Raw genomic sequence first — 24,497 nt, forward strand, 5'->3', positions numbered from 1 at the left:
GAAGGGCCGTCCTTTCTTCGGGCGAGCGTTGGATAAGAAGGACAGGGCTTCGACAAGCTCAGCCCTAACGGAAAAAGAAAAAAGCATGACCACCGCCGCTTCCTCCAGCTTCGTCAATATCGGCGAGCGCACCAACGTTACAGGCTCCGCTGCGTTCAAGAAACTGATCATGGCTGACGACTATGCCGCGGCGGTCGAGGTCGCGCGCCAGCAGGTCGAGAATGGCGCGCAGGTCATCGACGTCAACATGGACGAAGGCCTGCTCGACGCCGAATATGCGATGACGACCTTCCTGAAGCTCATCGCCGCCGAACCCGACATCGCGCGGATTCCGGTGATGATCGACAGCTCGAAATGGAGCGTGATCGAGGCGGGCCTGAAATGCGTGCCCGGCAAGCCGATCGTCAATTCGATCAGCATGAAGGAAGGCGAGGAGCAATTCCTCGATCATGCGAAGAAGTGCATGGCCTATGGCGCCGCGGTCGTCGTGATGGCGTTCGACGAGGTCGGGCAGGCCGACACCAAAGAGCGCAAGATCGAGATTTGCGAGCGCGCCTACAAGCTGCTCATGACCATCGGCTTCCCGCCCGAGGACATCATCTTCGACCCCAATATCTTCGCGGTCGCGACGGGGCTGGAAGAGCATGACAATTATGCCGTCGATTTCATCGAGGCGGTGAAGGACATCCGCGTCCGCTGCCCGCACGCGCATTTTTCGGGTGGGCTCTCGAACCTGTCGTTCGGATTTCGCGGCAACGAGACGGTGCGCCGCGCGATGCACAGCGTCTTCCTCTATCATGCGATCCCTGCCGGGCTCGACATGGCGATCGTCAACGCCGGGCAGCTCGACGTTTATGATACGATCGACCCCGAACTCAGGACCGCATGCGAGGATGTCATCCTCAACCGCAAGGTGGACGGTGAAGAGCTGAGCCCGACCGAGCGGCTGATCGCGCTCGCCGAACGTTACAAGGGAACGAACGCCGCGCAGGAAAAGGCGGCCGAGGAATGGCGCGGCTGGGCGGTCGAAAAGCGGCTCGAACATGCGCTGGTCAAGGGCATCGACGCCTATGTCGTCGACGACACCGAAGAAATGCGCCTGTTGATGCCGCGCCCGATCGAGGTGATCGAAGGGCCGCTGATGGACGGGATGAACGTTGTTGGCGACCTGTTCGGATCGGGCAAGATGTTCCTGCCGCAAGTCGTCAAATCGGCACGCGTGATGAAGAAGGCGGTGGCGCACTTGCTGCCCTTTATCGAGGCATCGAAGGAACCGGGCGCGAAGGGCAAGGGCAAGGTCGTGATGGCGACGGTCAAGGGCGACGTCCACGACATCGGCAAGAATATCGTCGGCGTCGTGCTCCAGTGCAACGGCTTCGAAATCGTCGACCTGGGCGTGATGGTGCCGTGGTCGAAGATCCTCGAGGCGGCGAACGAGAATGACGCCGACATGATCGGCCTCAGCGGCCTCATCACCCCCTCGCTCGACGAGATGGTGACCGTCGCCGAGGAAATGCAGCGGGCGGGGATGACGATGCCGCTCCTCATCGGCGGCGCGACGACGTCGAAGGTGCATACCGCGCTCCGCATCGACCCCGCTTATCAGGGGCCGGTGCTCCACGTCCTCGACGCGAGCCGTGCGGTCGGCGTCGCGACCGCGCTGGTCAGCGACACCGGGCGCGATGCCTATGTGCAGGGCTATAAGGATGATTACGCCCATGTCCGCGATGTGCGCGCGGGCAAGGGGCAAAGCGTGCTGCTCGGCATCGAAGAGGCGCGCGCCAATTATTACGACGCCTATCTCAGCGACAAACCCGCACCGCCGCTCCAGCCCGGTCTCCATCGCTTTGACGACTGGTCGCTGGAAGATTTGCGCGAATGTATCGACTGGACGCCCTTTTTCCGCGCGTGGGAACTGCATGGCACCTGGCCGTCGATCATGGACGACGATGTCGTCGGCGAGACGGCACAGGCATTGAAGGCCGACGCCGATGCGATGCTCGACCGGCTAATCGCCGAAAAATGGCTGACCGCGCGCGGCGTTTGCGCTTTCTGGCCCTGCGCGCGCGATGGCGACAGCGTCACCATCCACCTCGCCGAGGAGGAACGGCATGTGACGCTTCCCTTCCTGCGCCAGCAGATCAAGAAGAGCCGCGACCGCGCCAATATGTGCCTCGCCGATTTCATCGATCCCGCGGGCGACTGGATCGGCGGCTTCGCGGTCGGCATCCACGGCATCGAACCGCATTCGGAGCGCTTCCGCGCCGACAAGGACGATTATTCGGACATCCTGCTGAAGGCGCTGGCCGACCGTTTCGCCGAGGCCTTCGCCGAACGGCTGCACCAGCATGTCCGCACGACCCTGTGGGGCTATGCGCCCGGCGAGCAGCTGACCAACGAGGCGCTGATCAAGGAAGAATATCGCGGTATCCGTCCGGCCCCGGGCTATCCCGCCTGTCCCGATCACAGCCTGAAACCGATCCTCTTCGACCTGCTCGCGGCGGGCGACAATGCCGGGCTGATACTCACCGAAAGCTTTGCGATGCTGCCGACGGCGGCGGTCAGCGGCTTCTATTTCGGGCATCCCGAAAGCCAGTATTTCGGGGTCGCGCGGATCGGCAGCGACCAGCTCGAAGATTATGCGGCGCGGCGCGGTGTCGATATGGAAACCGCGACGCGCTGGCTGCGGCCCAACCTCGATTAACGGCCGTGGTGGCGGCTGTCCGATAAGGGGACAGGCGCGCGGTTAACCAGCTTCGCGGGCGACTGGGCCCGCGAAACCCGCTATGCGGCTGCGCATGTTCACGTCCATCCCGCGCCGGCCCCTGTTGCCGCTGCTCGCCCTTCCGTTGCTGCTGGCGCCGGTTCCGCTTCCGGCCCAGACGGGCGGCGCCCCCTACAGCGTCGACGGCCGGGGCTTTTCGCGCTTGCAGGACGCCGTCGATGCGATCGGCGAGGGCGAGGGGACGATCCGCATCGCCCCCGGCTATCACCGCGACTGCGCGGTGCAGACCGCGGGACGCATCGCCTTCGTGGCCGCCGAGCCGGGTCGTGCCATCTTCGACGGCGTGACGTGCGAAGGCAAGGCGGCGCTCGTTCTGCGCGGCGATGGTGCGCGCGTGGACGGCATCGTCTTTCAGAATATGCGCGTTCCCGACGGGAATGGCGCGGGCATCCGGCTCGAGACGAGCGATCTCGACGTCGTGAACGCGATGTTTCGGGGCAGCGAGGAAGGCATTCTCACCGCCGACGATCCAGAGGCGACGCTGACGATCGACCGTTCGACCTTTTCGCGCCTCGGCCGCTGCGACCGGGGTTTGAGCTGCGCGCACAGCGTCTACACCGGCATCTACGGCCGCGTCACCGTCACCCGCTCGCGTTTCGAAAAAGGCAGCGGCGGCCACTATCTGAAAACGCGCGCGATCGCGGTCGATATCAACGACAACAGCTTCGACGATACGCAGGGGAAGGCGACCAATTATATGATCGACCTGCCTTCGGGTTCGGTCGGACGGATTTCGAACAATCTGCTGGTGCAGGGCCGCGACAAGGAAAATTATTCGGCCTTCATCGCCGTCGCCGCCGAAGAGCGCAAGAATCCGTCGCGCGGCCTGATTGTCGAGGGCAATCGGGCGAGCCTGCCGGCGGGCATGGATCGCCGGTCGGTGTTCGTCGCCGACTGGAGCGGCGAGGCGCTGGAGATCGGGGCGAATGAATTGGGGGCGGGACTGACGAAGTTCGAGAAGCGGTAAGGCCTAGGCCTCGCCGCGCGTTTCGATGAGCGAGGCGGCGAGCGCCTCTGCGGGCGTCTTGCCGCCCCACAGCACGAACTGGAACACGGGGTAAAAGCGCTCGCATTCGTCGATCGCGCTTTCGATCAGCGTTTCGGTCAGGTCGAGCGACAGCCCCGCATCCGCACCGACGAGCATCCCGTGGCGGAAGAGGATCGTGCCGCTGTTCGACCACAGCTCGAAATGGCCGAGCCAAAGCTGTTCGTTGATCAGCGCGAGCGCCTCGTGCGCGACCGCGCGCTTGTCCTCGACGACGCGGATGTCGGGAAAGGCGAGGAGCTGGATCACGCCGTCTTCGGGGCGCCACACCGCGCGCAGTTCATAGGTCGTCCAGCTGCCCTGCGCGGTCGCGACGATCTCGTCCTCGCCGACCATCTCGTGCGACCAGTCGTGCGCGGCGAAATAGGACGCCAGCATTTCCATCGGCGCCGCATCCTGGCCGTCATCGTCGTCGTAAAGATCGTCACTCATGCGCGCTCCCCTAGCCGTTCTTGGGCGAGGTTGCGAGTCTGCAGGTCGCGTGGCCGATCGTCATCCCGGCGACGGGGGTTCAGAGGCGCGTGTCTGAACAGGATCGCGCCGGCATAATCGAAACGCGAGGCCGGAACCCCGGCTTTCGCCGGGGTGACGGTCATTTTTTGGGCGCGGCCTTGGCGCTGCGTGCCGCGGGTTTCGCCGCGGCTTTGGCGGCGGGCTTCGCTGCCGGGGCTTTTGCAGCCGCAGCGGCCTTGCCGGCGCCTTCGAGCTTGTCGAGCCGTGCCTTCAACGCTTCGGCCTCGGCGCGCGCGGTAGCGGCCATTTTCTTCACCGCCTCGAATTCCTCGCGGCTGACGAAATCCATGCGGCCGACGAATTCCTTCGCGCGGTCGCGCATCGCGGCTTCGGCTTCGCGTCCGGCGCCGGCGACGGTCCCGGCGATGCCGTTCACCATCTTGGCGAGGTCATCGAAAAAGCGGTTTTCGCTCTGCATGTCTGATATTCCTTCGTCGGGGCTATCCCCAGTTGTCCCTTGCGCCTTCACCTTATCTGGGTGCTGGCGGCGGCGGGGACAAGGGTTTCGGCATCGGGATTGCGCTGATCGATCTGGAAATTGAGGATCGCGGCAAAGCTGAGCCACATCATATAGGGGACGAGCAGCCACGCCGCGGCCTTGCGGATCGGCGCGAAGGCGAAGGCGGTCGCGATGGTGACCATCAGGATGAAGATGATCAGGTAAAGCGCGGTCGTCACCTGATGCTGGCCGAAGAAAAGCGGCGACCAGGCGAAATTGGCGACCAGCTGGACGAAGAAGAGCAGCAACGCGAAGCCGCGCCCTTTTGCGCCGCGCGCATGCAGGATCATCGCGAGCGAAAGGCCCAGCATGATATAGAGGACCGGCCAGACGGTGGCGAACACCCAGCCCGGCGGCGTGATCGGCGGAAGGTCGAGCGACGCGAACCAGCGATTGTCATAGCCGCTGTTCGACAAAAGTCCCATCAGGCTGCCGATCAGCACGATTGCCGGAACGGTGACGAGCGCCCAGCGCAGATAGGACATGCGAAGCTGGCCCTGTGTCGCGATTTCGGTCATGTCCGCAATATCCCCCAAATGCGAATCCGTTGCATTTGTGTCGCGATTGTGCGGCACAGCGTCAAGCCGCTCGCTTGCGTCCGGCGATAAGAAATTCGACATTGCCTTCCGGCCCCGTGATCGGGCTTTCGACGAGGTCGAGCACGTCCCATCCCTCCCCGGTCAGCCAAGCGCGCACTTCGGCACAGACGCGGGCATGGACCGCGGCGTCGCGCACGACGCCTTTCTTGCCGATCTCCTGGCGCTCGGCCTCGAACTGCGGCTTAATCAACGCGACGATCCGGGCCCCCTCTTTCGCGAAGCTCATCGGCACCGGCAGCACCTTCGACAGCGCGATGAAGCTCGCATCGCAAACGATCAGGTCGATGGGTTCGGGGATATGGTCGGCGGTCAGGATGCGCGCGCTCGTCTGTTCGTGGACGATGACACGGTCGTCCTGCCGCAGTTTCCACGCGAGCTGGTTGGTGCCCGAATCGACTGCGTAAACCCGCACGGCGCCGCGGCTGAGCAGCACGTCGGTGAACCCGCCGGTCGACGATCCGACGTCGATCGCGACCGCGCCCGCCACGTCCCATCCGAGATGGGTGAGCGCATGGTCGAGCTTGATCCCGCCGCGCGACACCCAGGGATGGTCGCGGCCCTTGACGCTGATTTCAGCATCATCGGCGATCTGCTGCCCCGGCTTGTCGATCTTGCTTGTCCCGACGAAGGCGAGCCCGGCGAGGATCAGCGCCTGTGCGCGCGTCCGGCTTTCGGCAAGGCCGCGATCGACGAGCAGCTGGTCGGCACGCTGTTTCGCCATCAGCGCTTCGCCTTGTCGGTGAGCAGGCCGGGCGTCAGGATCTGCGGCAGGATTTCGGGCTTCGCGGCGCCGGGTTCATACCAAAGGTAGAGCGGCACGCTGTTGCGACCATGATCGGCGAGCGTTCGGGTGATGACGGGGTCGCCGTTGGTCCAGTCGCCGACGAGCGTGATGACGCCCGCCTCGTCGAACGCCCGCTGCACCGCTTCGCGCTCGATTGCGCCGGCTTCGTTCGCCTTGCACGACAGGCACCAGTCGGCGGTGAAATAGACGAAAACGGGCTTGCCGGTCGCGCGGGCCCTGGTGAGCGCATCGGAGGAAAAGGTCGATCCCGCGCCGGCCACCGTGCGTTCGGCTTCGGCCACTTCGGTTACCGCGCCCGCAAGGCTGACGAGCAAGAGCAGGCCGGAGGCGAACAGCAGCCACGACCGCCGGTCGCCGCGCTGGATCGAGCCATAGTGCGTCAGCAGGACGAGCGCCATCGCCACGGCGAGGCTGGGCCAGAGAAGCTGCTCGCCGCTGCCGAGCTGGCGCCACAGCAACCATGCCAAGGCCAGCGTGGTGAGGCCCATCGGCAGCGCCATCCATTTGCGGAAACGGTCCATCCACGGGCCCGGCTTCGGCAGGCGATTGCGCAGGGCGGGCACAAAGCCGATCGCGAGGAAGGGCAGGGCGAGCCCCAACCCCAACCCGCCGAAGATCGGGAGCGCCGCCCACGCGGGCAGCACCAATGTCGCTCCGAGCGCCGCGCCGAGCAGCGGCCCGCTGCACGGCGTCGCGACGAAGGCCGCGAGCGCGCCGGTCCAGAAGCCGCCCGCCGCACCGCCCTTGCCGGCGAGCGCCTGTCCGGCGCCGAAGGACGGCAGCTCATAAAAGCCAAGCAGGTTGAGCGTGATCGCGAGCGCGAGGATCAGCAGCGCGAGCACGCTGACCGGATGCTGGAGCTGGAACGCCCAGCCGACCTGCTCGCCGGCGGCGCGCAGCGCGAGCAGCACGCCGCCGAGGAGCAGCGCGGTGACGATGGCGCCGGCGGTGTAAGCGAGCGCCTCGACTTTTGCCGAACGCGCATCGCCGCCCGATCGCGCGAGGCTCAGCGCCTTGAGGCTCAATATCGGGAAGACGCAGGGCATCAGATTGAGGATCAGACCGCCGAGGATCGCGCCGCCGAGTGCGGTCCAGAACAGGCCCATATCGATGCCGCCCGCCTTCCCGGCGATCACCTCTCCGGAGGCGGGAACCGCGCCGGGTTCGAGCCGCAGCGACAGGCCGCGGCCTCCGCCCAGCTTCAGCAGCGCCGCGATCGGTCCCGCGCGATCGCCCTTCGCACGGGCTTCGACGATGATCTGGTCGCCGTTGCGGCTGAAATTCTGGGGAGCGGCATAATCGACCACGTCCTGCGTCTCGACGAACAGGTGCGGCGCGTCGATCGCGGTGCTGGCGGGGAGGGGGATGGCAAAGCGCACCATGTCGCCGCGCTTTTCCCACGTGCCGTGCCGGTCGAGCGGCTGCGGGAGCAGCGCGCGCCAGCCGTCGAAGCGTTCGCGTTCGGCGGCCGTGACATGTCCGTTTCCCGCCTTCAGTGCGACCGAAATTACCGCCGTTTCGGGAACGCAGACCTTGTCGGTGCAGGCAAGCCAGTTGGCGATCCCCGACAAAGTCAGGTCGGTGCCGGGCGCGATGTCCTTGTCGACCTGCACGTCGGCGAGCAGCGCATAGGGGTGCTCATAGACATGGTTCATCATGCCGAAGAGGGTCAGCGCATCGGGGACGGGATAGCGGAAGGGCGCGATCGTCACGCCCTCGGGCGCATTCCATTCGACCGACAGGCCGAAACCCGCGTCGCCGCCATTGGCCCAATAACCGTGCCACGTCTTTTCGGGCGTCATGGTAAGCGCGAGCGTCGTCGTGCCTCCGGGAGCGGGTACGACCGACTCGGCGACGAGTTTCGGCCGGATATGCGTCGATTGCGCGTGCGCGGGGGTGAGGGCGACGAGGCTGAGCGCCAGCACCGCGAGAACCGCGCGCGCGACCCGTGTCACAAAAGCCTCACTCTGCAAATTCATGGCCATGCGCGCGCCCGTTCATCGTTCGAAGGCTTGCCATATAGGCGGCTTTCGTCGAGAGGACAGCCCGCGCTGACACCCCCAGGTTGGAGAAGCCGTCCGTGAAGCTGAAATATCTGTCCACCGCCCTTGCCACCGCGCTTTGCCTCGTCGCTGCCGGAACCGGCCTCGCGCAGGATTCGGCCGCGCCGGTGCGAAAGGTTACTGCCGCGACCCCGGCGCCGAAGCTGGTCATCATGATCGCGGTCGATCAGTTTTCAGCCGATCTTTTCGCCGAATATCGCGGGCGGTTCACCGGCGGCCTTGCGCGGCTCGCGTCGGGCGTCGTCTTTCCGTCGGGCTATCAGGCGCATGGCGCGACCGAAACCTGCCCCGGCCATTCGACGATCCTGACCGGCAACCACCCCGCGCACACCGGCATCGTCGCCAATAATTATTTCGATCTCTCGGTCGCGCGCGCGGACAAGCGCGTTTATTGCGCCGAGGACGAGGCCGTGGCGGGAACGACGTCGAAAGGCGGCGAATATGCTGCTTCGGTAAAGCATCTGCTCGTCCCGACGCTCGGCGACCTGATGAAGGCGCGCGACCCGAAGGCGCAGGTCGTCTCGGTATCGGGCAAGGACCGCGCGGCGATCATGATGGGCGGGCGTCAGGCCGACGAGCTGATGTGGCTCGTGCCCACCGGCCTCACCGGCTATCGCGGCACCACCTTGTCACCGACCGCGCAGCAGGCGAGCGCGGCGATCGCCGCCGCAATCGGCCAGCCGCGTTCCGCGCTGACGCTCCCTGCCGAGTGCGCGCCGCACGACATTGCGATCCAGCTCGAAAAGGGCGGTTCGGTCGGCACCGGCCGCATGGCGCGCGACGCTGGCGACTTCCGCCGCTTCATGGCGTCGCCCGAGGCGGACGGCGCCGTACTCGCGACCGCGGCTGCGCTCCGCCAGGTCCGCAAGATGGGCGAGGGGGATAGCACCGACCTGTTGATCGTGGGCCTTTCGGCGACCGATTATGTCGGCCACAGCACCGGCACCGAAGGCAGCGAAATGTGCCTCCAGATGGCGGGGCTCGACCGTGAACTCGGCGATTTCTTCGCGCGCCTCGATCAGGCCGGGATCGACTATATGGTGGCGCTGACCGCCGATCATGGCGGCCACGACCTGCCCGAACGCAACCGTCAGAACGCCTGGCCCGACGCCCAGCGCGTCGACAAGGCGCTCGATCCCGAGGCGATGAGCAAGGCGGTCGCCGAAAAGCTCGGCCTGCCGCAGCTTATTCTGTATGGCGACGGCGGCGACTATTATCTGGCGAAGACGCTGACCGCGGCGCAGCGCAAGGCGGTGCTCGCCGAACTGCTGCCGCGCCTTCGCGCGCACCCGCAGGTCGAGGCGGTGGCAACGCGCCAGGAACTCGACGCGCATCCGATCTCGAAGCGCGCGCCCGATAGCTGGACGCTGATGGACAAGCTGCGCGCCTCCTATTATCCGCAGCGGTCGGGCGACTTCATCATCGCGCTGAAGCCACGCGTGACGCCGATCCCCGAATCGGGCGTCGGCTATGTCGCGACGCACGGCTCGGTGTGGGATTACGATCGCCGCGTACCGATCCTCTTCTGGCGCAAGGGGCTGGCCGCATTCGAACAGCCCAACGCCGTGATGACGGTGGATATCATGCCGACGCTGGCGTCGTTGATCGGCCTTCCGGTTGATGCAAGCAAGATCGATGGCCGCTGCCTCGACCTGATTTCGGGTCCTGAAAGCAGTTGCCGGTAACAAAGAAGAATCAGGGACCATGACGAAGAATTTGAAGGGTTTTACCGGCCGGATGCTGCTGGTCGGGTGCGGCAACATGGCGGGCGCGATGCTCGATCGCTGGCTGAAGGCGGGGCTGGATCCCGCTGCGGTCACGATCGTCGATCCGTTCGCGGCATCGCGCGAGGGGATCGTGCGATTCGCGTCGCTCGCCGAGTGGCTCGCCGCGGGCGGAGCCGCCGAATGGGTCATGCTCGGCATGAAGCCGCAGCAACTCGGCGACGTCGCGAACGAGCTCGCCGAGGTCGTGTCGGGCGACGTCCATCTGCTGTCGATACTCGCAGGCGTTTCGCTCGCCGACCTGGCGGCGCGTTTTCCGGCGGCGCGGGCACAGGTCCGCATCCTTCCCAACCTCGCCGCGCGCATCGGCGCCGGCGTGTCGGCGGTCGCGAGCCTCGGGGACGCCGACGAGGGTGCCATCACCGGCCTGCTCGATCCGCTTGGCACCGTCGTCGCGCTTCCTGACGATGCGGCGATGGACCTCGTCACCGCCTTCACCGGCAGCGGGCCGGCCTTCGTCTTTCGCCTGATCGAATCCTACGCGGCGGCGGGCGAACGGCTCGGCCTGTCGGCCGAGGATGCGTTGAAGCTCGCCACGGCGACCTTCGGCGGCGCAACCGCGCTGCTTGCCGACAGCGGAGAAAAGCCCGGGGTGCTGATCGCGCAAGTCGCGAGCAAGGGCGGGACGACGCAAGCGGGGCTCGACGTGCTCGACAGCGACGGCCAGCTCGCGGCGCTGCTCACCAACGTGCTGCGCGCGGCGCGCGACCGCGGCCGCGAGCTGGCGGATATTGCGCGGGGCGAGGGCTGATCTAGCCCGCGTCTTTCCCCAATGCCGCGATCCGGCGGCGCTCGCGCGCGGGCACGAGCGCTTCGCTGACTTGCCAGAACCCGGTTACCGCCTGCTGCCCCGCATGGGTATAGGCGCGGCTCATCGTATCGCGGAGCGCCGTGAATATCTCGCGCTCGGTCGCGCGGCCGGCGTCGGTCAGCCGCAGCTCCTTCGCGCGCCGGTCGCGATTGCCCGGCCGCGTCGTCAGATATTCGCGCGCTTCGAGATCCTTAACCACCCGCCCCAATGATTGCTTGGTGATGCCGAGCAGCGCGAGCAGATCCGAAATCGTCAGACCCGGCTGGCGCGCGATGAAATAGAGCGCGCGATAATGCGCGCGTCCCAACCCCTTTTCGGCAAGCCGCGTATCGATCGCGCGCCACAGCGAGGCGTGGGCGAAAAAGAGGAATTCGATGCCGCGGCGCACCTCGTCCTCGCGCAAGAAAAGGGCAGAAGCGGCGGGAACTTGTGAAAGAAAATTTTCATCCGGCATAGTCGCTACCGTTGCGCGCGGTCCCGCTCTTTGGCAAGAGGCGCGCTCCCGAAACCAGCAAAGCAAAGGTGTTTTCGCATGACCGCTCCCGCCTTCACCCACCTGTCGCACCCCAATCCGGTGGCGGACGACGTACGGGCGGCGGCGATTGCGGACCCGGTTTTCGGACGTGTCTTCACCGATCATATGGTGTCGATCCGCTATACCGAGGGGCAGGGCTGGCACGATGCGCAGGTGATGCCGCGCGGGCCGCTGACGCTCGATCCCGCGACCGCCGTGCTTCATTATGCGCAGGAAATCTTCGAAGGGCTGAAGGCCTACCGCCTCGACGACGGCTCGATGGCGCTGTTCCGCGTCGAGGCCAATGCCGCGCGCTTCAACGCCAGCGCGCGCCGCATGGCGATGGCCGAACTGCCCGAGGACATGTTCATTGCGGCGGTGAAGGAAGCTGTCGCTGCCGACGCCAAATGGTTCCCGCCCGTCGATGGCGGCGCGCTGTACCTGCGCCCCTTCATGTTTGCGAGCGAAGTGTTCCTCGGCGTCAAGCCGGCTTCCGAATATCAGTTCCTCGTCATCACCTCGCCGGTCGGCAATTATTTCAAATCGGGTGCGCCCGCGATCTCGCTCTGGGTGTCGGAGGATTATACCCGCGCCGCGCCGGGCGGCACGGGCGCCGCCAAATGTGGCGGCAATTATGCCTCCAGCCTCGTCGCACAGCGCGAGGCGACCGCCAAGGGACATGATCAGGTCGTTTTCCTCGACGCGGCGGAGCATCGCTGGATCGAGGAGCTCGGCGGCATGAACATGTTCTTCGTGTTCGACGACGGCAGCATCGTCACGCCGCCGCTGACCGGCACGATCCTGCCCGGCATCACCCGCGACGCGATCATCACCCTGGCGCAGGACGCCGGGCTGACGGTCCGCGAGGAACCCTATGCGATCGATCAGTGGCAGGCCGATGCGGAAAGCGGCAAGCTGACCGAAAGCTTCGCCTGCGGCACCGCCGCGGTGGTCACGCCCGTCGGCAAGGTGACGCGCGGCGAGAAAAGCTTCACGATCGGCGCGGGCGGCCCCGGGCAGGTCACCGAAATGCTCAAGGTCAAGCTTGTCGACATCCAGCGCGGGCGCGCGGCGGATCCGCACGGCTGGGTCACGCGGCTCTGATCCGACCCGCCTTGCATTCAGCGGCGCCGCGCTATAGAGCGCGCGTCGCACCGGCTGTTGGGGCGTCGCCAAGCGGTAAGGCAGCGGCTTTTGATGCCGCCATGCGCAGGTTCGAATCCTGCCGCCCCAGCCAGCCGGTTCTGTCCGATATTCCTGTCCGCCCGCTTGACGGATGCGCCGCCCCTTATTGGAGCTGACAGATGTCGAGGACGTTCATGTCGTCATAGTCCTGATTCTCGCCAGCCATGACCCAGATGAAGGCATAGGCGCTGGTGCCCACGCCCATGTGGATCGACCAGGGGGGAGAGATCACGGCCTCGCCGTTCGCCATGACGATATGACGGGTGGCGTCGCCCCGGCCCATGAAGTGCATCACCCGCCCTTGCTCGGGATCGTCGAGATCGAAGTAGAAATAGATCTCGCTCCGGCGTTCGTGCACGTGCGGCGGCATCGTGTTCCACACGCTTCCCGGCTTGAGGATGGTGAGACCCATCGCCAGCTGCGCGCTGTCGCACACGCCCGGGATGACGAGCTGGTGAATCGTCCGGTCGTTGGCCGTCGCCAGGCTACCGCGCTCGAGCATCCTGGCGTCCGCGAGCGGCAGTTTGCGCGTGTCGCAGGCGCGATGTGCGGGGGACGAAGCGAGATAGAATCGCGCGCCGTTGCCGGAGAAGCGGACGTCTTTCGCGCTCATTGCGACGTACAGGCTGTCCTTCGCGCCGAGCGCGAATATTTCGCCATCGACGGTGACGGCGCCTTCGGCGCGCCCGACATTGACGATGCCGAGCTCACGCCGCTCGAGGAACGGGTGGCCGGCAGCCGACGCGGGCTCCGATTGATCCGGTAGCCGGACGCTCCCGCTCTCGACCAGCACCCCGCCGATCACCAGCCGATCGGCATGCGTATAGTTGAGCACGCACTGGTTCGGACGGAACAGGTTCTGGATGAGATAGCGATCGCGCAGTTCGTCATTGGACACGCACGCCATCATGTCCGGATGGGTGGCGTAATAGGTTCGATCGAACATGACTGCTCCGAAGAAGGACCGGGCCGGACCGGCGCGCCGATGTCGCCATTCCAGCCAAAAGGGCCGCGTGCAGTCGCCAGGGTGCGAAGCGCTGACGACTGCACGGGCAGGGGGGAGGGCTATTTCGCTTTCGGAAAGACCGGCGGCGTGTATGCGCCGTTCGTCGCGACGTCCCACACCTCGATGCGCGCCCATTTGCGGCCGCTGAGGTTGACGCGTTTTTCGATCGCGCGCGTACTGAATGGCGCGCTGCCGGTCAGGTCGATGCGATCGCGATAGACCTTGGTGCCGTCGCCGCTGACGATCTCGGCGAAGGCGAGCGGGAAGGTCCAGTCGATCTTCGCCCGCACCACGCTATTCCGCCCGAACGCCGCTTCCTCGCCGCTTTTCGCGCCGTTGATCGTGAATTCGGGTATCAGCACTTCGCCGGTGGTGGTGAAGAAACGGCCGCCGCGCAGCGCATCAAGCACGCTCTGCCAGCCGTCGGCATAGCGCGGCAACGGCCCGTCGAGCCGCAGGTAATTGATGTTCATATGCGCGTAGAGCTCGCTCTCGTCGGAGAGCTGGAACACGTCGACCTCGCCGGGGGCGAATTTGCGCTCGGACGGTTTCGCCGCCCAATTGTTCATGTCGTCGAGCGTGTCGAGCACGCGCGTGCCGAGGCGCGGCAGCGAATAATCGACCGGCATGTTCTTCCACGCGCCGCCGAGGAAGCGGTCGCTTTTGAAAAAGGCCGTATCCTTGTGCTTGTCGGGAAAGCCCAGCGAGCCCTTGATCCGCGGGTGCGCGGTCCACATCAGGCCATTTTCGTCCTGCATCAGCTTCAGGACATCCGCCTGCGAGCCGACATGATAGACCTTGCCCAGCTCGGGATCATTCTCGACGAAGGGCTGCCCCTCCTTGCGGTCCAGTGTCCAATAGACCGGCTTGGGGAAGAAGCTGATCCAGTGCCCGCCTAGATGGACGTTGGGTTCCTCGCCCGGGAGCAGCAGCAGCTTGTCGTCCGACAGCCGCGCGGTCTCCGCGTGCATCGTCTTGAGCAGCGTCAGCCGGTCGCCCGCGCGATCGAGCGCCTCGCGCCCCAGGTGAAGCTCGGCGAGGTGGACGATCTCGACGTTCATGTCCTTGAAGCGCTTGACGAAATCGGGGGACTCGAGCCCGTCGGGCACGCTCGTCGATTGCTGGAATCGTTTCGTGTTGAGAAAGGCTTCGGTATGCTCGACATGATAATGGCTGGTGAAGGTGCGGTGCCCGTCGAGCGCCTTGAAGCGGTCGCCGCGCGTATAGGCCAGCGCGGCCTTGGTGACGCTCGCCGCATCGCCACCGTCGGGCAGCAGGAAGACGCCCATGTCCTGCGTCGTGCCCGGCGGCGCGTTGACCCACGGCACATAGCGCCGATCGCCCTCGAGCGTCTGGCGCACGCCGAAGCTCGTCCGGCCGGCGAGGTTGCGATAGTCGTTGCCGTACCAGGCCGAATTGTCGTTATTGGCATAATCGAGCGGGTAATAGAACTGGTGCGGCGGCGGGACGATGCCAAGCGAACCGCCCGCGGCGCCTTCCGCGACGATCATTCGGGCGCGGACCTTGGGGGAAACCGCTGGCCCCCGCGACGCATCGCCTTCCTTGCGCACCATCGCGTCGCTGGTGTCGGTGAAAGCGATCGATCGCCACGGCAGCGCCGCCGAGGATGCAACCCCGAGACCGGCGTCGAAGGTATAGGCGGTGGCCTCGCGCGCGGTCGACATCACCATGGCGGCGCGGACCAGCCGCGAGCCCGGATAGATGGTGAACTCATAGGTGCCGGAGAAGGGCCCGGCGGCCGCACCGCCGACGATCACCTTGGTATATCCGCCCTCCGCGCGCACGCTGATGTCGTTGCGCGCGAGCGTGAGGGGGAAGCTTTCGAACGGGCGCTTGCGCGGGTTGTCGAAGAAGATCGTCCAGCCCTGCTTGAGATCGCGCGTGCCGACGGTGACGACGCCGGCGGGATCGACGCCGCCGAGCACCGTCTTGCCGGCGACTGCGATCGACTGGATCAGCGGTTTTTCGCGGTCGAGCGACAGGACAAGCTGCGCGCGCTCATTCTGCGCGGAGGGCCAGTCGATCGTCACCGAATCCTGCGTCTGCGCCACGCGCACGTCGCCGGGCAATGCCTTGCCCGGCTCGCTCAGAACCGTCGCCGCTGCCTGCGCGTGCGCTGTGCCGGTCATTGCGGCGCTGCCTGCCGCCAGAGCCGTCGCCAGCCCGAGCGCCGCGAACATCCGTTTTCTGTTCAAATCATCCTCCTTTTAGTCGTTCCCGGCACCCGTTTGTCCGGCCCGCGCCCGACGGGGCGGGCCGGACATATGATCGGGCTCAGAAGTTGAAGCGGACCCCGAGCGAATAGGTCGTATCGTCGTTCCGCACCTCACGGACGAAATCCTCGCGCGATTCGAAGTTGCGCGTTTTCTGGCCCGTGATGTTCGTGCCTGCGAGGCTGACCGTGATATTCGGCGTCACATCGTAATTCAGGCCGAAGTCGAGCCGTCCCGCGGCGCGGATGCCGTTGAGCCCCACGGGGATCGAAACCGGCCGGAGCGAGAGGCCATTGGTGATATCGCCGTCGAAATATCGGGAGCGATAGGTGTAGATCATCCGCGCCGAAATGCCGTATTTTTCGTAGATCAGGCCGATGTTGTAATTATATTTGGAAACGCCGAGCAGCGGCAGACCCTGAAGCCGGTCGCCGGGGGTCGTCACCTCGCTGTCGATGACCGTGAAGTTGCCGATCACGCCCGCGCCGTCGAGACCTTCGGGAAGGAAATCGAGGAACAGCTGGCCGCCCACCTCGACGCCCTTGATCTTGGCCGAACCCAGATTGCGGGGGGTCGAGATCACATATTGCAGGCCGTCGATCGTCCGGACCTCGGTCCCGTTGATGATCCGGTCCGTGATGTCGCGATAGAAGCCGACCACCGAAACATAGTTGCTGCGGCCGAAATAATATTCGAGCGACGCATCGAAGCTGTCGGCCTTTTGCGGCCTCAGGTCGGGATTGCCGCCCGACCCCGAATTCTGGATCGTGTTGACGTAGGAGACGACGTAGCTGAGCCCTGGATTGAGCTCGCCGAAGCTGGGCCGAGACAGCGTCTTCGAATAGTTGAAGCGCGCCTGGAGGCCGCCGCCGAACCGGATGCGCGCGCTGGCGTTGGGCAGGAGGTCGGTGTCGCTGGTCGAGCGCCGGACGAGTTCGATACGCGACGTGCCCGTCGCTGGATCGGTCACGCGGCCAGAACCCGCAATATTCCGGTCGGTACGGGTCAGGCGGGCGCCGACCATGCCGTCGATCGAGATCGTATCGCTGAGCGAGAAATCGTAACCCGCCTGCAGGAAGCCGGCATAGCTTTTTTCCTGCGCGTCATAGTCGCGCGTCGGATCGAAAGCGGGCGTGCCGGGCGAGATGCCATACAGCGTCCTGAGCTGCCGCTTGATCGATTCCTGTACCAGATAGTCGGGGTCGAGCTGCAGGAAGGACGCGCCGCCGTTCATCTGGGGAACGCCGGGAGCCTGCGAAAGGATGTCGCTGGGAAGTCCGGCACCGTCGAGCGGCGTCACGAACGATCCGCCCGGTGCCGGCGGGCCGCCGAGATACTGCTCGAACGCGGCCTTGCGCTTCGCAACGCGAACGCCCGCCTGGACATAGTCGAGAACCCCGTCGAAATCATATTTGGCGTCGCTCATGACGGCCCACAACGTGCCTCGGCTGCGGTTGATATTTTCGCTCATGCCGTTGACGAACGCCAGGTCCGCCGGGTCGTTCATGGGGTTGCCGGGCATCGTCGCCTCAACCTCGTGATTGACGTCGCGAACCAGGACCAGTTCGTCGATGCGCTTGCCGATATCGACGCGGAAGCTGTCGTTCCGGTTGGTCGAGGATTCATAGGAGATGTCGGTATTCCAGGTGAGCGCGCCGATCTCCTTGTTGAAGCCGGTGGCAACCACATAGATGTCGGTGCGCGACTTGTTCGCGACGGTCGCGGTGTAATATTCCAGATTGCGCGCCGTGTAGCCGGTGGCGTTGCACAATTCGCGGATCGTGCCGGTACCCGTCGGATTGTCCGGGCTGAGCACGTTCCCCGAATAATAGCCGTCGGGCCCGACCGCGAAGTCCTCGCAGGTATCGCCGGCGGTCGCCTCCAACGACGTGCCGGTGAAACCGCGGAAGGTCGGGCGCGCTTGGTAGACGTCGCCGCGATAACCCGCAAACAGGCCCTCGACATAGATTTTGGTGTCGGTATCGGGCGCCCATTCGAGCGAGAAATTGGCCTGCGGGCGCTCATATTTGCCGAATTCGATGGCGGCGGCGAAGCCGGTGGGCGCGTGCAGGTTCTGCGGCGAGCCCGCGGGGCCCGCGCTCGTGGCGCGCGTCCAGTCGTTCCACGCGATCGGCCGGGCATATTTGTTGCGCTGATAGGAGATGCCGACCATCGCCGCGATCTCGCCCTCGCCCGCGTCCCAGCGGTTGGCGACGAGCATGCTCAGCGCCGGATTGATCGTGTTCTTCGACCCCGCTTCCTGCAGATAGGTCGCCCGCGCGCTGCCCGCGATCGTCAGTTCCTTGAAGTCGAGCGCGCGGCGCAGGCGCATGTTGACGCCGCCCGCCACGCCGCCTTCGAGCCGCTCGGCCGAACTGGATTTATAGACATCGACGCCGGCAAGCGCTTCGGCGGGCAGGTCCTGAAACGAGAAGCCGCGTCCGACCCCGGTGAAAATCTCGCGCCCGTTGAGCGTGGTAACGATGTCGTCGAGGCCGCGGATACGGGCGCCGACGATCTCGTTGTTGCCGCCGACGACCACTTGCACACCCGGTACGCGCTGGAGCGCCGACGCCGTGGTCAGGTCGGGAAGCTTGCCGATATCCTCGGCGACGATCGAATCGACCACCCCGGTCGACTCGCGTTTGATCTCGGCAGCGCGGGAAAGACTTTGGCGGATGCCGGTGACGACGATGTCGCCGTCCTGCGCCTCGCTTGCGGCCGGATCGGTGGGCGGCGCGGTTTGCGCCATTGCCATGGGCGCACCGGTTACGAATGCGATCAGCGCCACGGAGGCGCGAAGACTGACCTTCAATGGACCTCTCCCTATAAGATATCATACAAGTTTGGCAGATTGATCTTATTATTCTGCCGGACGTCATTCGGTGCCTGAGTTCTCCTTCAGGTCTGTGCTTTGGTGTGGTTCAGCCCGTCGGGCTGTTCGACGACATGAAGTCGTGCAATTCGCGGTGCCGCTTGAGGCTGCCGCTCATGTGCGTTCGCGCTGCCACCCGCGCGGCGTCAGGGTCGCGGCGGATGATGGCGTCGAGAATCGCTTCGTGCTCCGCGCTGATCACCGCTTTGTAGCTGTCGCCGATATAGGCCTGGCCTTGCCGCAGATAGAGCGAGCGAGGCGGGACGAGGCGGACGCCCAGGAAATCGATCAGCTTGGCGTAATAGCTGTTCTTGCTCGCCCGTGCGATGACGTTGTGGAATTCGACATCGGCCTTCACCGAATCCTCGAGTCCGACCGCCGCCTCGCCAAGGATCTTGATCTGCTGACGCATGTTCATCACGTCAACCTCGCTGCGCCTTTCGGCGGCCAGCGCTGCCATTTCGGTTTCGACGCAGAGCCTGAGTTCCAGCAACTGGATCACGTCGCTCAGATTCTCGACCTCGTCGCGTGTGATCTGGAAAGCCTGATAACGCGCCGTCTCGCTGACGAAGAGCCCCTTTCCTTGCCGGGCCTCGACCAGTCCCGCCGCGGCGAGACGGGCGATCGCTTCGCGAATCACCGTCCGGCTGACGCCCAGCACATCGACGAATTCCGCCTCGGTGGGGAGCTGGGCGCCGGGCCCGTGTACGCCCGATAAAATGCTGGTGCGGATATGTTCGCAAGCGGCATCGACCAGTGACGGCCGCCGCTTGCGCAGCGCCAGTCGATCATCGTGCACAGCTTCGCTGCCGCCCTGCTTCACGCGCCCATCCTCCCGTTGCTGACGCGTTCAGCGCCATGCCCGCCCACTGTACTCATTATCAGTCATATGACAACTTAAATAATTTCATTTTATTTTAAAATGTGATGATCGGTTCAGGAGGCCGAGCTGCGAGGGGCGGCGGCAAGCCCCTCGGGCTCGCTTTTGTAAGGATCGTCGCCGTGTGGATTGCCGCTGCGGCCGGTTGACGGTTGCACGCCGGAGGTTCGAATCCCGCTGTCCGGGGGGCCATCAATCCGCTTCGGCCAATTCCTTCGGCGTCGGCGCGGCATAGTCGGCGCGCCGATATTCGCGCCCGCGCTTCACCGTCATCTCGATTCGTTCGATATTGTCGATATCGGTCAGCGGGTCGGCCGCCAGCACGACGAAGTTCGCGAGCTTGCCGGGTTCGATCGACCCCATATCCTTGTCCTGCCCCGCCGCGCGTGCGCCCACCAGCGTCGCCGAATGGATGACGGCGAGCGGCGGCATGCCGACATCATGCGCCAGATAGCGCAGCTCGGCATGGACTTCGGGCCAGGGGTTGCTTGCGGGATCGACGAAGTCGGTGCCGGCCGCGATCGGAATGCCGGCGCGCCACGCTTGCCGGGTCAGCCGTGTCGTTCGCGCGCCGCTGCAACGCAGCGGCTTCGCTTTCGGGTCCGCCTTGCGCGCGGCTTCGAACTTGACGAACAGGCTGCCGGTCGCGTCGAGGATCGTGCCCTGCCGGGCCATCGCCCGGTAGAGGTCGGCGACGACAGGATCGTCGCCTGTCGGCGCGAGGCGCGTTTCGTCGACCGGCGTGCGATCCTCATAGGCCGCGAGCATCTGCGGCTGCGCCTCATAGCCCAGATAGCAGACATGGCTGACGACATCGGCGCCCGCGGCGATCACCTCGGCGGGGCGGGCAGGGAAGACGGCGCTATGTGCCCAGACCGTCATTTTCTGGCGGTGCGCCTCGGCGATGATCGCCGCGACGCGCTCGGCGGGAAGGTCGGCATAGATTTTGATCGCGGTGGCGGACGTGCCGCGCGCGAGGGTCACCGCGGTGCGCAAGTCGGTATCGGCATCGACCGCCTGCATCCACGGCGCCGTTCCCGGCGCAAAGCCGCGGCTGACCGACAGGACGCGCGGGTCGGCGAAAAAGGGCGGCCCCGCCATCAGCGCGGCGTAATAAATGTCGGGGGCGGCGATCTCGCCGACCAGCGAAGCGCGCGCCAGATCGCCCACCGCGCGCAAGTCGTCGGCCATGTCGCGCACGGCGGTGACTCCGCCATAAAGCTGGCGGCGCAGGATCGCTTCGGCGCGGGTCCGGTTCGGCGGCGTCGCGAGGTGGACGTGACTGTCGATCAGCCCCGGAATGACGAAGCGCCCGGCGAGGTCGACCCGCCGGGCCGTCCCGGCCTGCACCGCCAGCGACCCATGCGCCGCGACTGCCACGATGCGCTCGCCGTCGACCAATATGTCCTGATCGGGGCGGGCCGCGCCGCCGGTGCCGTCGATGACGGTCGCACCCGCATAGAGCGTCGCTTCGGATGCCGCCGCCATCGGCGATGTCGCGAAGCCTAGGGAGGCAAGAGTGGCGAGCGCGGCCAGAAGGCGGCGGGAACGGAGCTTGATCATCCGCGAGTGGCTAGCCGCGCCGTCTCACACCTGCAATCGTCGATGGGAAATCCGCTGCCGTCGGTCCGGTGCCGGCCGGTATCGATTGCGCCGAAGCAAGCGGTGGGTACAAGCGACGCATTCGACAGGAGAATTTTATGCGTTTCGCCCTTGCCCTGATGTTGGCCCCCATATGGCCGCTTGCGGTCATGCCCGCCCCGGCGATGGCCGAGGCGGCGCCGGCGACGACGCAGGACGAGGCGCTGCTCCGCTTTCTCGACGACGCTTTCGACGCGCGGATCGCGCTTCAGCCCGAAAGCCAGACGCAGCTCGGGCTCAAGAGCGATTACGACCGGCTCGACGATTATACCGATGCCGCCGCGGTGCGCGAACAGGAACTGCTCGAACGACAGCTGAAGGAAATGCGCGCGCGCTTCCGCCCCGAACAATTGGGGCCGAGCGCGCGCGTCAGCTACCGACTGTTCGAATATGACGTCGAGCGGCGCCGCGAATCCTTCCGCTTCCGCAAGCTGCGCTTCCCGGTCACGACCAGCGGCAGCCCGGCGGGCGATATTCCGGTGTTGCTGATCAACAATCACAAGGTCGACAGCGTCGCCGATGCCGAGGCTTATATCGGGCGTCTGCGCGACACCGACCGCGTGATGCGCGAGGTCGCCGCCACGATGCGCGAACAGGCGGCGGCGGGCGCCGTGCCCAACAAGGTCAACTTCGCGCCCGCGCGTGCCGATGCGAAGAAAATCCTCGTCGGCGCGCCGTTCGACGCTGGAGCGGATTCGACATTGCTCGCAGACTTCGGGAAAAAGGTCGGCGCGCTCGACGCGTCCGACGCGGTCAAGGCCAAGCTGATCGCCGATGCAGCTGCGGCGCTGACGGGTCCGTTCAAGCACGGCTATGACGTCCTCATCGCCGCGATCGACGAGATCGAACCCCGGTCGAAGGGCAATTTCGGCGTGTGGAGCCTGCCCGACGGCGAGGCCTATTATGCCGACCGGCTGAAGACTTCGACGACGACCGACCTCACCGCCGACCAGATCCACGAGCTCGGGCTGAAGCAGGTCGCGGCGATCCGGGAGGAAATGGAGGCGATCAAGCGCGAGGTCGGTTTTGCAGGCACGCTCGAGCAATTCTTCGATCATATCCGGACCGACCCCAAGCTCAAATATCCGAACACGCAAGGCGGGCGCGAAGCCTATCTTGCCGATGCGCGCGCGGTGATCGCCGCGGCGATGGCGGCGGCGCCGCGCTATTTCAGCGTGCTGCCCAAGGCAGCGCTCGAGGTTCGCGCGGTCGAAAAGTGGCGCGAGGCGACCGCTTCGACCGCCTTCTATAACCCGCCGTCGGCGGACGGATCGCGGCCCGGCATCTACTACGTGAACCTCGTCGACATGAACCAGACGCAAAAGGTCCAGGTCGCGGCGATCGCCGCGCACGAGGGGGCGCCGGGGCATCATTTTCAGATCGCGCGGCAACAGGAGCTGGCCGGCATCCCGAAGTTCCGCAAATTCGGCGGATACGGCGCCTATATCGAAGGATGGGGGCTCTATTCGGAACGGCTCGCGAACGAGATGGGCGTGTACAAGACTCCATATGACCGGTTCGGCATGTTGTCGCTGCAGGTCTGGCGGGCGATCCGGCTGGTGCTCGACACCGGCATCCACTCGAAGCGGTGGACGCGCGAGCAGGCGATCGCCTATTTCCGCACGAACAGCTCGGTCGCCGACACCGACATCGCGCGCGAGGTCGACCGCTATTTCAACTGGCCCGGACAGGCGACGAGCTACATGGTCGGGCAATTGAAGATCGCCGAGCTGCGCGAGCGCGCCGAACGCGAACTCGGACCGCGCTTCGATATTCGCGAATTCCACGAAGCGGTGCTGAGCGAGGGCGCGCTGCCGCTGAACATCCTCGAGGAACAGGTCGCCGCTTATATCGCGTCGAAGCGATAAGGCCGGCGGCGTTCGATTGACAGAAGGCCGGCGCTCCGCTTTATCTAAAATCGAATTATTAAAGCGACTACGCTTTATGTGACGAGTCTGTTTGGCGGGGGGCGCCGGGCATTCTAACAAGCTTGGAGGACAGACCTGCAATGAGCCTCAACTTTCCGGGTCGCGACCGCCGCCAATCGGCCACGAGCGGCCCCGAGGCACGCGACGCGCGGCTGACGCTCAGCCTGTCGGGAACGAATCTCGAGCGCGCGGGCGACTATAATCAGCGGATCGTCCTTCAGGCGATCCGTCTCACCGAAGAGACGACGCGGAGCGACCTCGCGCGAGTCACCGGCCTGACACCGCCGACGATCGTCAACATCACGAAACGGCTGATCGATCTCGGCCTCGTCAAGCCGGCCGGCCGTCTGCAGGGAAAGCGCGGCCAGCCCGCGATGCGGATCGTCATCGACCCCGACGGCGCCTTTGCGATCGGCCTCAACATCGACCGCGACCACATCACGCTGGTGACGCTCGACCTCGCGGGGAAAATCCGCAGCCGTCAAACGCGCGAGATCGCTTTCGCGCTTCCCGAAACGGTCGTCGACCATGTGCGCGACATCCTGCCCCGACTGCTCGATGAGGGCGGGGTCGACCGGGCGCGCATCCTCGGCGTCGGGATCGCGCTTCCCGACGATCTTGGCCGCATCGCGCTGCCGCATCGGCCGACGGAATATGATGCGTGGGACGGGATCGACCTCGGCGCGCTGCTCGGCGAGGTGCTTCCCTGGCCGCTGCATGCCGACAATGACGCGGCGTCGGCGGCGCTCGGCGAAGTCCATCTCGGCAACGGCATCGCGCTGCCCAGCTTCTTCTACCTGCTGATCAGCGCGGGGCTGGGCGGAGGACTCGTCATCGATCGCAGCTATGTCCGCGGCGCCGATTCGCGTTCGGGTGAGATCTGGGCGATGCCCGACCCCGAACGCGGGAAGGGGGCGAATGTGCAGGACACGGTTTCGCTGTCGGCGCTCTACGCGCGGCTCGAGGCCGCGGGGCATCACGTTGATGCCCCCGACACCCTGCTCGGCAGTTCGCCCGATCGCGAAGCGGTGATCCTGCAATGGCTCGACGATGCCGCCGATGCGCTCGTCCAGCCGTTGATCGCGGTCAATTGCCTGATCAATCCCGCCGCAATCCTGATCGGTGGGCGGCTGCCGGGCAAGTTGGTCGACGGCCTGGTCGAACGGCTCAACGCCCGGATGACGGGGCTCCAGCTTCCGGTGGTCGCACCTGTGCGGCGCGCCGGGGCGTCCGACGATGCTTCGGCGATCGGCGCCGCGATCATCCCCTTCCTCGACCATATCCTGCCGTCGGAATCGATCCTGATGCAGGCGGGCCGCTGATCCGCCGA

At 65.6% G+C, this 24,497-nt stretch carries 18 protein-coding genes and 1 tRNA gene; 8 read left to right on the forward strand and 11 right to left on the reverse strand.

The features are described from left to right. Positions 1 to 28 precede the first annotated feature (28 nt). A complete protein-coding gene (gene metH, locus HDC29_RS04340) occupies positions 29 to 2,704 on the forward strand; it encodes a methionine synthase (RefSeq protein ID WP_257018028.1) in 2,676 nt (891 codons plus the stop codon). Positions 2,705 to 2,798: 94 nt separating this feature from the next. After that, positions 2,799 to 3,752: a right-handed parallel beta-helix repeat-containing protein gene (locus tag HDC29_RS04345; protein WP_179494761.1), complete on the forward strand. Its 954-nt coding sequence runs from the start codon at positions 2,799 to 2,801 to the stop codon at positions 3,750 to 3,752. Between the two features lie 3 nt (positions 3,753 to 3,755). On the opposite strand, the gene HDC29_RS04350 is transcribed toward HDC29_RS04345, so the two are convergent. The 5 genes from HDC29_RS04350 to HDC29_RS04370 form a co-directional block, all read right to left on the reverse strand. After that, on the reverse strand, positions 3,756 to 4,262 hold the full coding sequence (locus HDC29_RS04350; RefSeq protein WP_179494763.1) for a YbjN domain-containing protein: 507 nt from the start codon (positions 4,260 to 4,262) through the stop codon (positions 3,756 to 3,758). 160 nt (positions 4,263 to 4,422) lie between these two features. Beyond that, a complete protein-coding gene (locus HDC29_RS04355) occupies positions 4,423 to 4,761 on the reverse strand; it encodes an accessory factor UbiK family protein (protein WP_179494765.1) in 339 nt (112 codons plus the stop codon). Positions 4,762 to 4,808: 47 nt separating this feature from the next. Further along, positions 4,809 to 5,360, reverse strand: coding sequence for a TspO/MBR family protein (locus HDC29_RS04360; RefSeq protein ID WP_179494767.1), 552 nt, complete (start codon positions 5,358 to 5,360; stop codon positions 4,809 to 4,811). A gap of 61 nt (positions 5,361 to 5,421) precedes the next feature. Then, the gene (locus HDC29_RS04365) at positions 5,422 to 6,162 is read right to left on the reverse strand and encodes a TlyA family RNA methyltransferase (RefSeq protein ID WP_179494770.1); all 741 of its coding nucleotides are present in this window, start codon (positions 6,160 to 6,162) and stop codon (positions 5,422 to 5,424) included. After that, complete coding sequence (locus HDC29_RS04370) at positions 6,162 to 8,225, reverse strand: thioredoxin family protein (RefSeq protein ID WP_179497220.1); 2,064 nt, start codon at positions 8,223 to 8,225, stop codon at positions 6,162 to 6,164. Before HDC29_RS04370 ends, HDC29_RS04365 begins: the two co-directional genes overlap by 1 nt. 101 nt (positions 8,226 to 8,326) lie before the next feature. Here HDC29_RS04370 and HDC29_RS04375 point away from each other — a divergent pair, with 101 nt between their 5' ends. Together HDC29_RS04375 and HDC29_RS04380 are read left to right on the forward strand one after the other, a co-directional pair. Next, a complete protein-coding gene (locus tag HDC29_RS04375) occupies positions 8,327 to 9,994 on the forward strand; it encodes an alkaline phosphatase family protein (protein WP_373562755.1) in 1,668 nt (555 codons plus the stop codon). 19 nt (positions 9,995 to 10,013) lie between these two features. After that, positions 10,014 to 10,844, forward strand: a complete 831-nt coding sequence (locus HDC29_RS04380; protein WP_179494774.1) for a pyrroline-5-carboxylate reductase — start codon at positions 10,014 to 10,016, stop codon at positions 10,842 to 10,844. Between the two features lies 1 nt (position 10,845). Here HDC29_RS04380 and HDC29_RS04385 read toward each other — a convergent pair whose 3' ends face one another. Continuing rightward, on the reverse strand, positions 10,846 to 11,358 hold the full coding sequence (locus HDC29_RS04385) for a MarR family winged helix-turn-helix transcriptional regulator (protein WP_179494776.1): 513 nt from the start codon (positions 11,356 to 11,358) through the stop codon (positions 10,846 to 10,848). Between the two features lie 78 nt (positions 11,359 to 11,436). Between HDC29_RS04385 and HDC29_RS04390 the strand changes: the two genes are divergently transcribed. Both HDC29_RS04390 and HDC29_RS04395 read left to right on the forward strand, forming a co-directional pair. Beyond that, on the forward strand, positions 11,437 to 12,522 hold the full coding sequence (locus HDC29_RS04390) for a branched-chain amino acid aminotransferase (RefSeq protein ID WP_179494778.1): 1,086 nt from the start codon (positions 11,437 to 11,439) through the stop codon (positions 12,520 to 12,522). 58 nt (positions 12,523 to 12,580) lie between these two features. After that, positions 12,581 to 12,655 (forward strand) — tRNA-Gln (locus tag HDC29_RS04395). Positions 12,656 to 12,706: 51 nt separating this feature from the next. Here HDC29_RS04395 and kduI read toward each other — a convergent pair. The 5 genes from kduI to HDC29_RS04420 form a co-directional block, all read right to left on the reverse strand. Then, on the reverse strand, positions 12,707 to 13,549 hold the full coding sequence (kduI, locus tag HDC29_RS04400) for a 5-dehydro-4-deoxy-D-glucuronate isomerase (protein WP_179494780.1): 843 nt from the start codon (positions 13,547 to 13,549) through the stop codon (positions 12,707 to 12,709). Positions 13,550 to 13,668: 119 nt separating this feature from the next. Then, positions 13,669 to 15,825, reverse strand: a complete 2,157-nt coding sequence (locus HDC29_RS04405) for a hypothetical protein (RefSeq protein ID WP_179494782.1) — start codon at positions 15,823 to 15,825, stop codon at positions 13,669 to 13,671. Positions 15,826 to 15,904: 79 nt separating this feature from the next. Beyond that, entirely contained in the window at positions 15,905 to 18,658 is a 2,754-nt protein-coding gene (locus HDC29_RS04410) for a TonB-dependent receptor (protein ID WP_179494784.1), read from the reverse strand. 109 nt (positions 18,659 to 18,767) lie between these two features. After that, the gene (locus tag HDC29_RS04415) at positions 18,768 to 19,541 is read right to left on the reverse strand and encodes a FadR/GntR family transcriptional regulator (protein ID WP_326913566.1); all 774 of its coding nucleotides are present in this window, start codon (positions 19,539 to 19,541) and stop codon (positions 18,768 to 18,770) included. Positions 19,542 to 19,790: 249 nt separating this feature from the next. Continuing rightward, positions 19,791 to 21,161, reverse strand: a complete 1,371-nt coding sequence (locus HDC29_RS04420) for an amidohydrolase family protein (RefSeq protein WP_179494792.1) — start codon at positions 21,159 to 21,161, stop codon at positions 19,791 to 19,793. A 137-nt stretch (positions 21,162 to 21,298) separates the two neighbouring features. Between HDC29_RS04420 and HDC29_RS04425 the strand changes: the two genes are divergently transcribed. Then, a complete protein-coding gene (locus tag HDC29_RS04425) occupies positions 21,299 to 23,107 on the forward strand; it encodes a DUF885 family protein (protein ID WP_179494794.1) in 1,809 nt (602 codons plus the stop codon). Between the two features lie 140 nt (positions 23,108 to 23,247). Then, positions 23,248 to 24,489 carry an ROK family transcriptional regulator gene (locus HDC29_RS04430; protein ID WP_179494796.1) on the forward strand — a complete coding sequence of 414 codons (1,242 nt, stop codon included), beginning with the start codon at positions 23,248 to 23,250 and terminating at the stop codon, positions 24,487 to 24,489. Positions 24,490 to 24,497 lie beyond the last annotated feature (8 nt).

It is taken from the genome of Sphingopyxis sp. JAI108, assembly GCF_013410105.1.
GTDB classification, from domain to species: domain Bacteria; phylum Pseudomonadota; class Alphaproteobacteria; order Sphingomonadales; family Sphingomonadaceae; genus Sphingopyxis; species Sphingopyxis chilensis.

Coding starts and splice junctions, on each gene's coding strand:
- HDC29_RS04345 (WP_179494761.1), top strand. CDS start 2,799: ATGTTCACGTCCATCCCGCGCCGGCCCCTGTTGCCGCTGCTCGCCCTT.
- HDC29_RS04350 (WP_179494763.1), bottom strand. CDS start 4,262: ATGAGTGACGATCTTTACGACGACGATGACGGCCAGGATGCGGCGCCG.
- HDC29_RS04355 (WP_179494765.1), bottom strand. CDS start 4,761: ATGCAGAGCGAAAACCGCTTTTTCGATGACCTCGCCAAGATGGTGAAC.
- HDC29_RS04360 (WP_179494767.1), bottom strand. CDS start 5,360: ATGACCGAAATCGCGACACAGGGCCAGCTTCGCATGTCCTATCTGCGC.
- HDC29_RS04365 (WP_179494770.1), bottom strand. CDS start 6,162: ATGGCGAAACAGCGTGCCGACCAGCTGCTCGTCGATCGCGGCCTTGCC.
- HDC29_RS04370 (WP_179497220.1), bottom strand. CDS start 8,225: ATGAATTTGCAGAGTGAGGCTTTTGTGACACGGGTCGCGCGCGCGGTT.
- HDC29_RS04380 (WP_179494774.1), top strand. CDS start 10,014: ATGACGAAGAATTTGAAGGGTTTTACCGGCCGGATGCTGCTGGTCGGG.
- HDC29_RS04385 (WP_179494776.1), bottom strand. CDS start 11,358: ATGCCGGATGAAAATTTTCTTTCACAAGTTCCCGCCGCTTCTGCCCTT.
- HDC29_RS04390 (WP_179494778.1), top strand. CDS start 11,437: ATGACCGCTCCCGCCTTCACCCACCTGTCGCACCCCAATCCGGTGGCG.
- kduI (WP_179494780.1), bottom strand. CDS start 13,549: ATGTTCGATCGAACCTATTACGCCACCCATCCGGACATGATGGCGTGC.
- HDC29_RS04420 (WP_179494792.1), bottom strand. CDS start 21,161: ATGATCAAGCTCCGTTCCCGCCGCCTTCTGGCCGCGCTCGCCACTCTT.
- HDC29_RS04425 (WP_179494794.1), top strand. CDS start 21,299: ATGCGTTTCGCCCTTGCCCTGATGTTGGCCCCCATATGGCCGCTTGCG.
- HDC29_RS04430 (WP_179494796.1), top strand. CDS start 23,248: ATGAGCCTCAACTTTCCGGGTCGCGACCGCCGCCAATCGGCCACGAGC.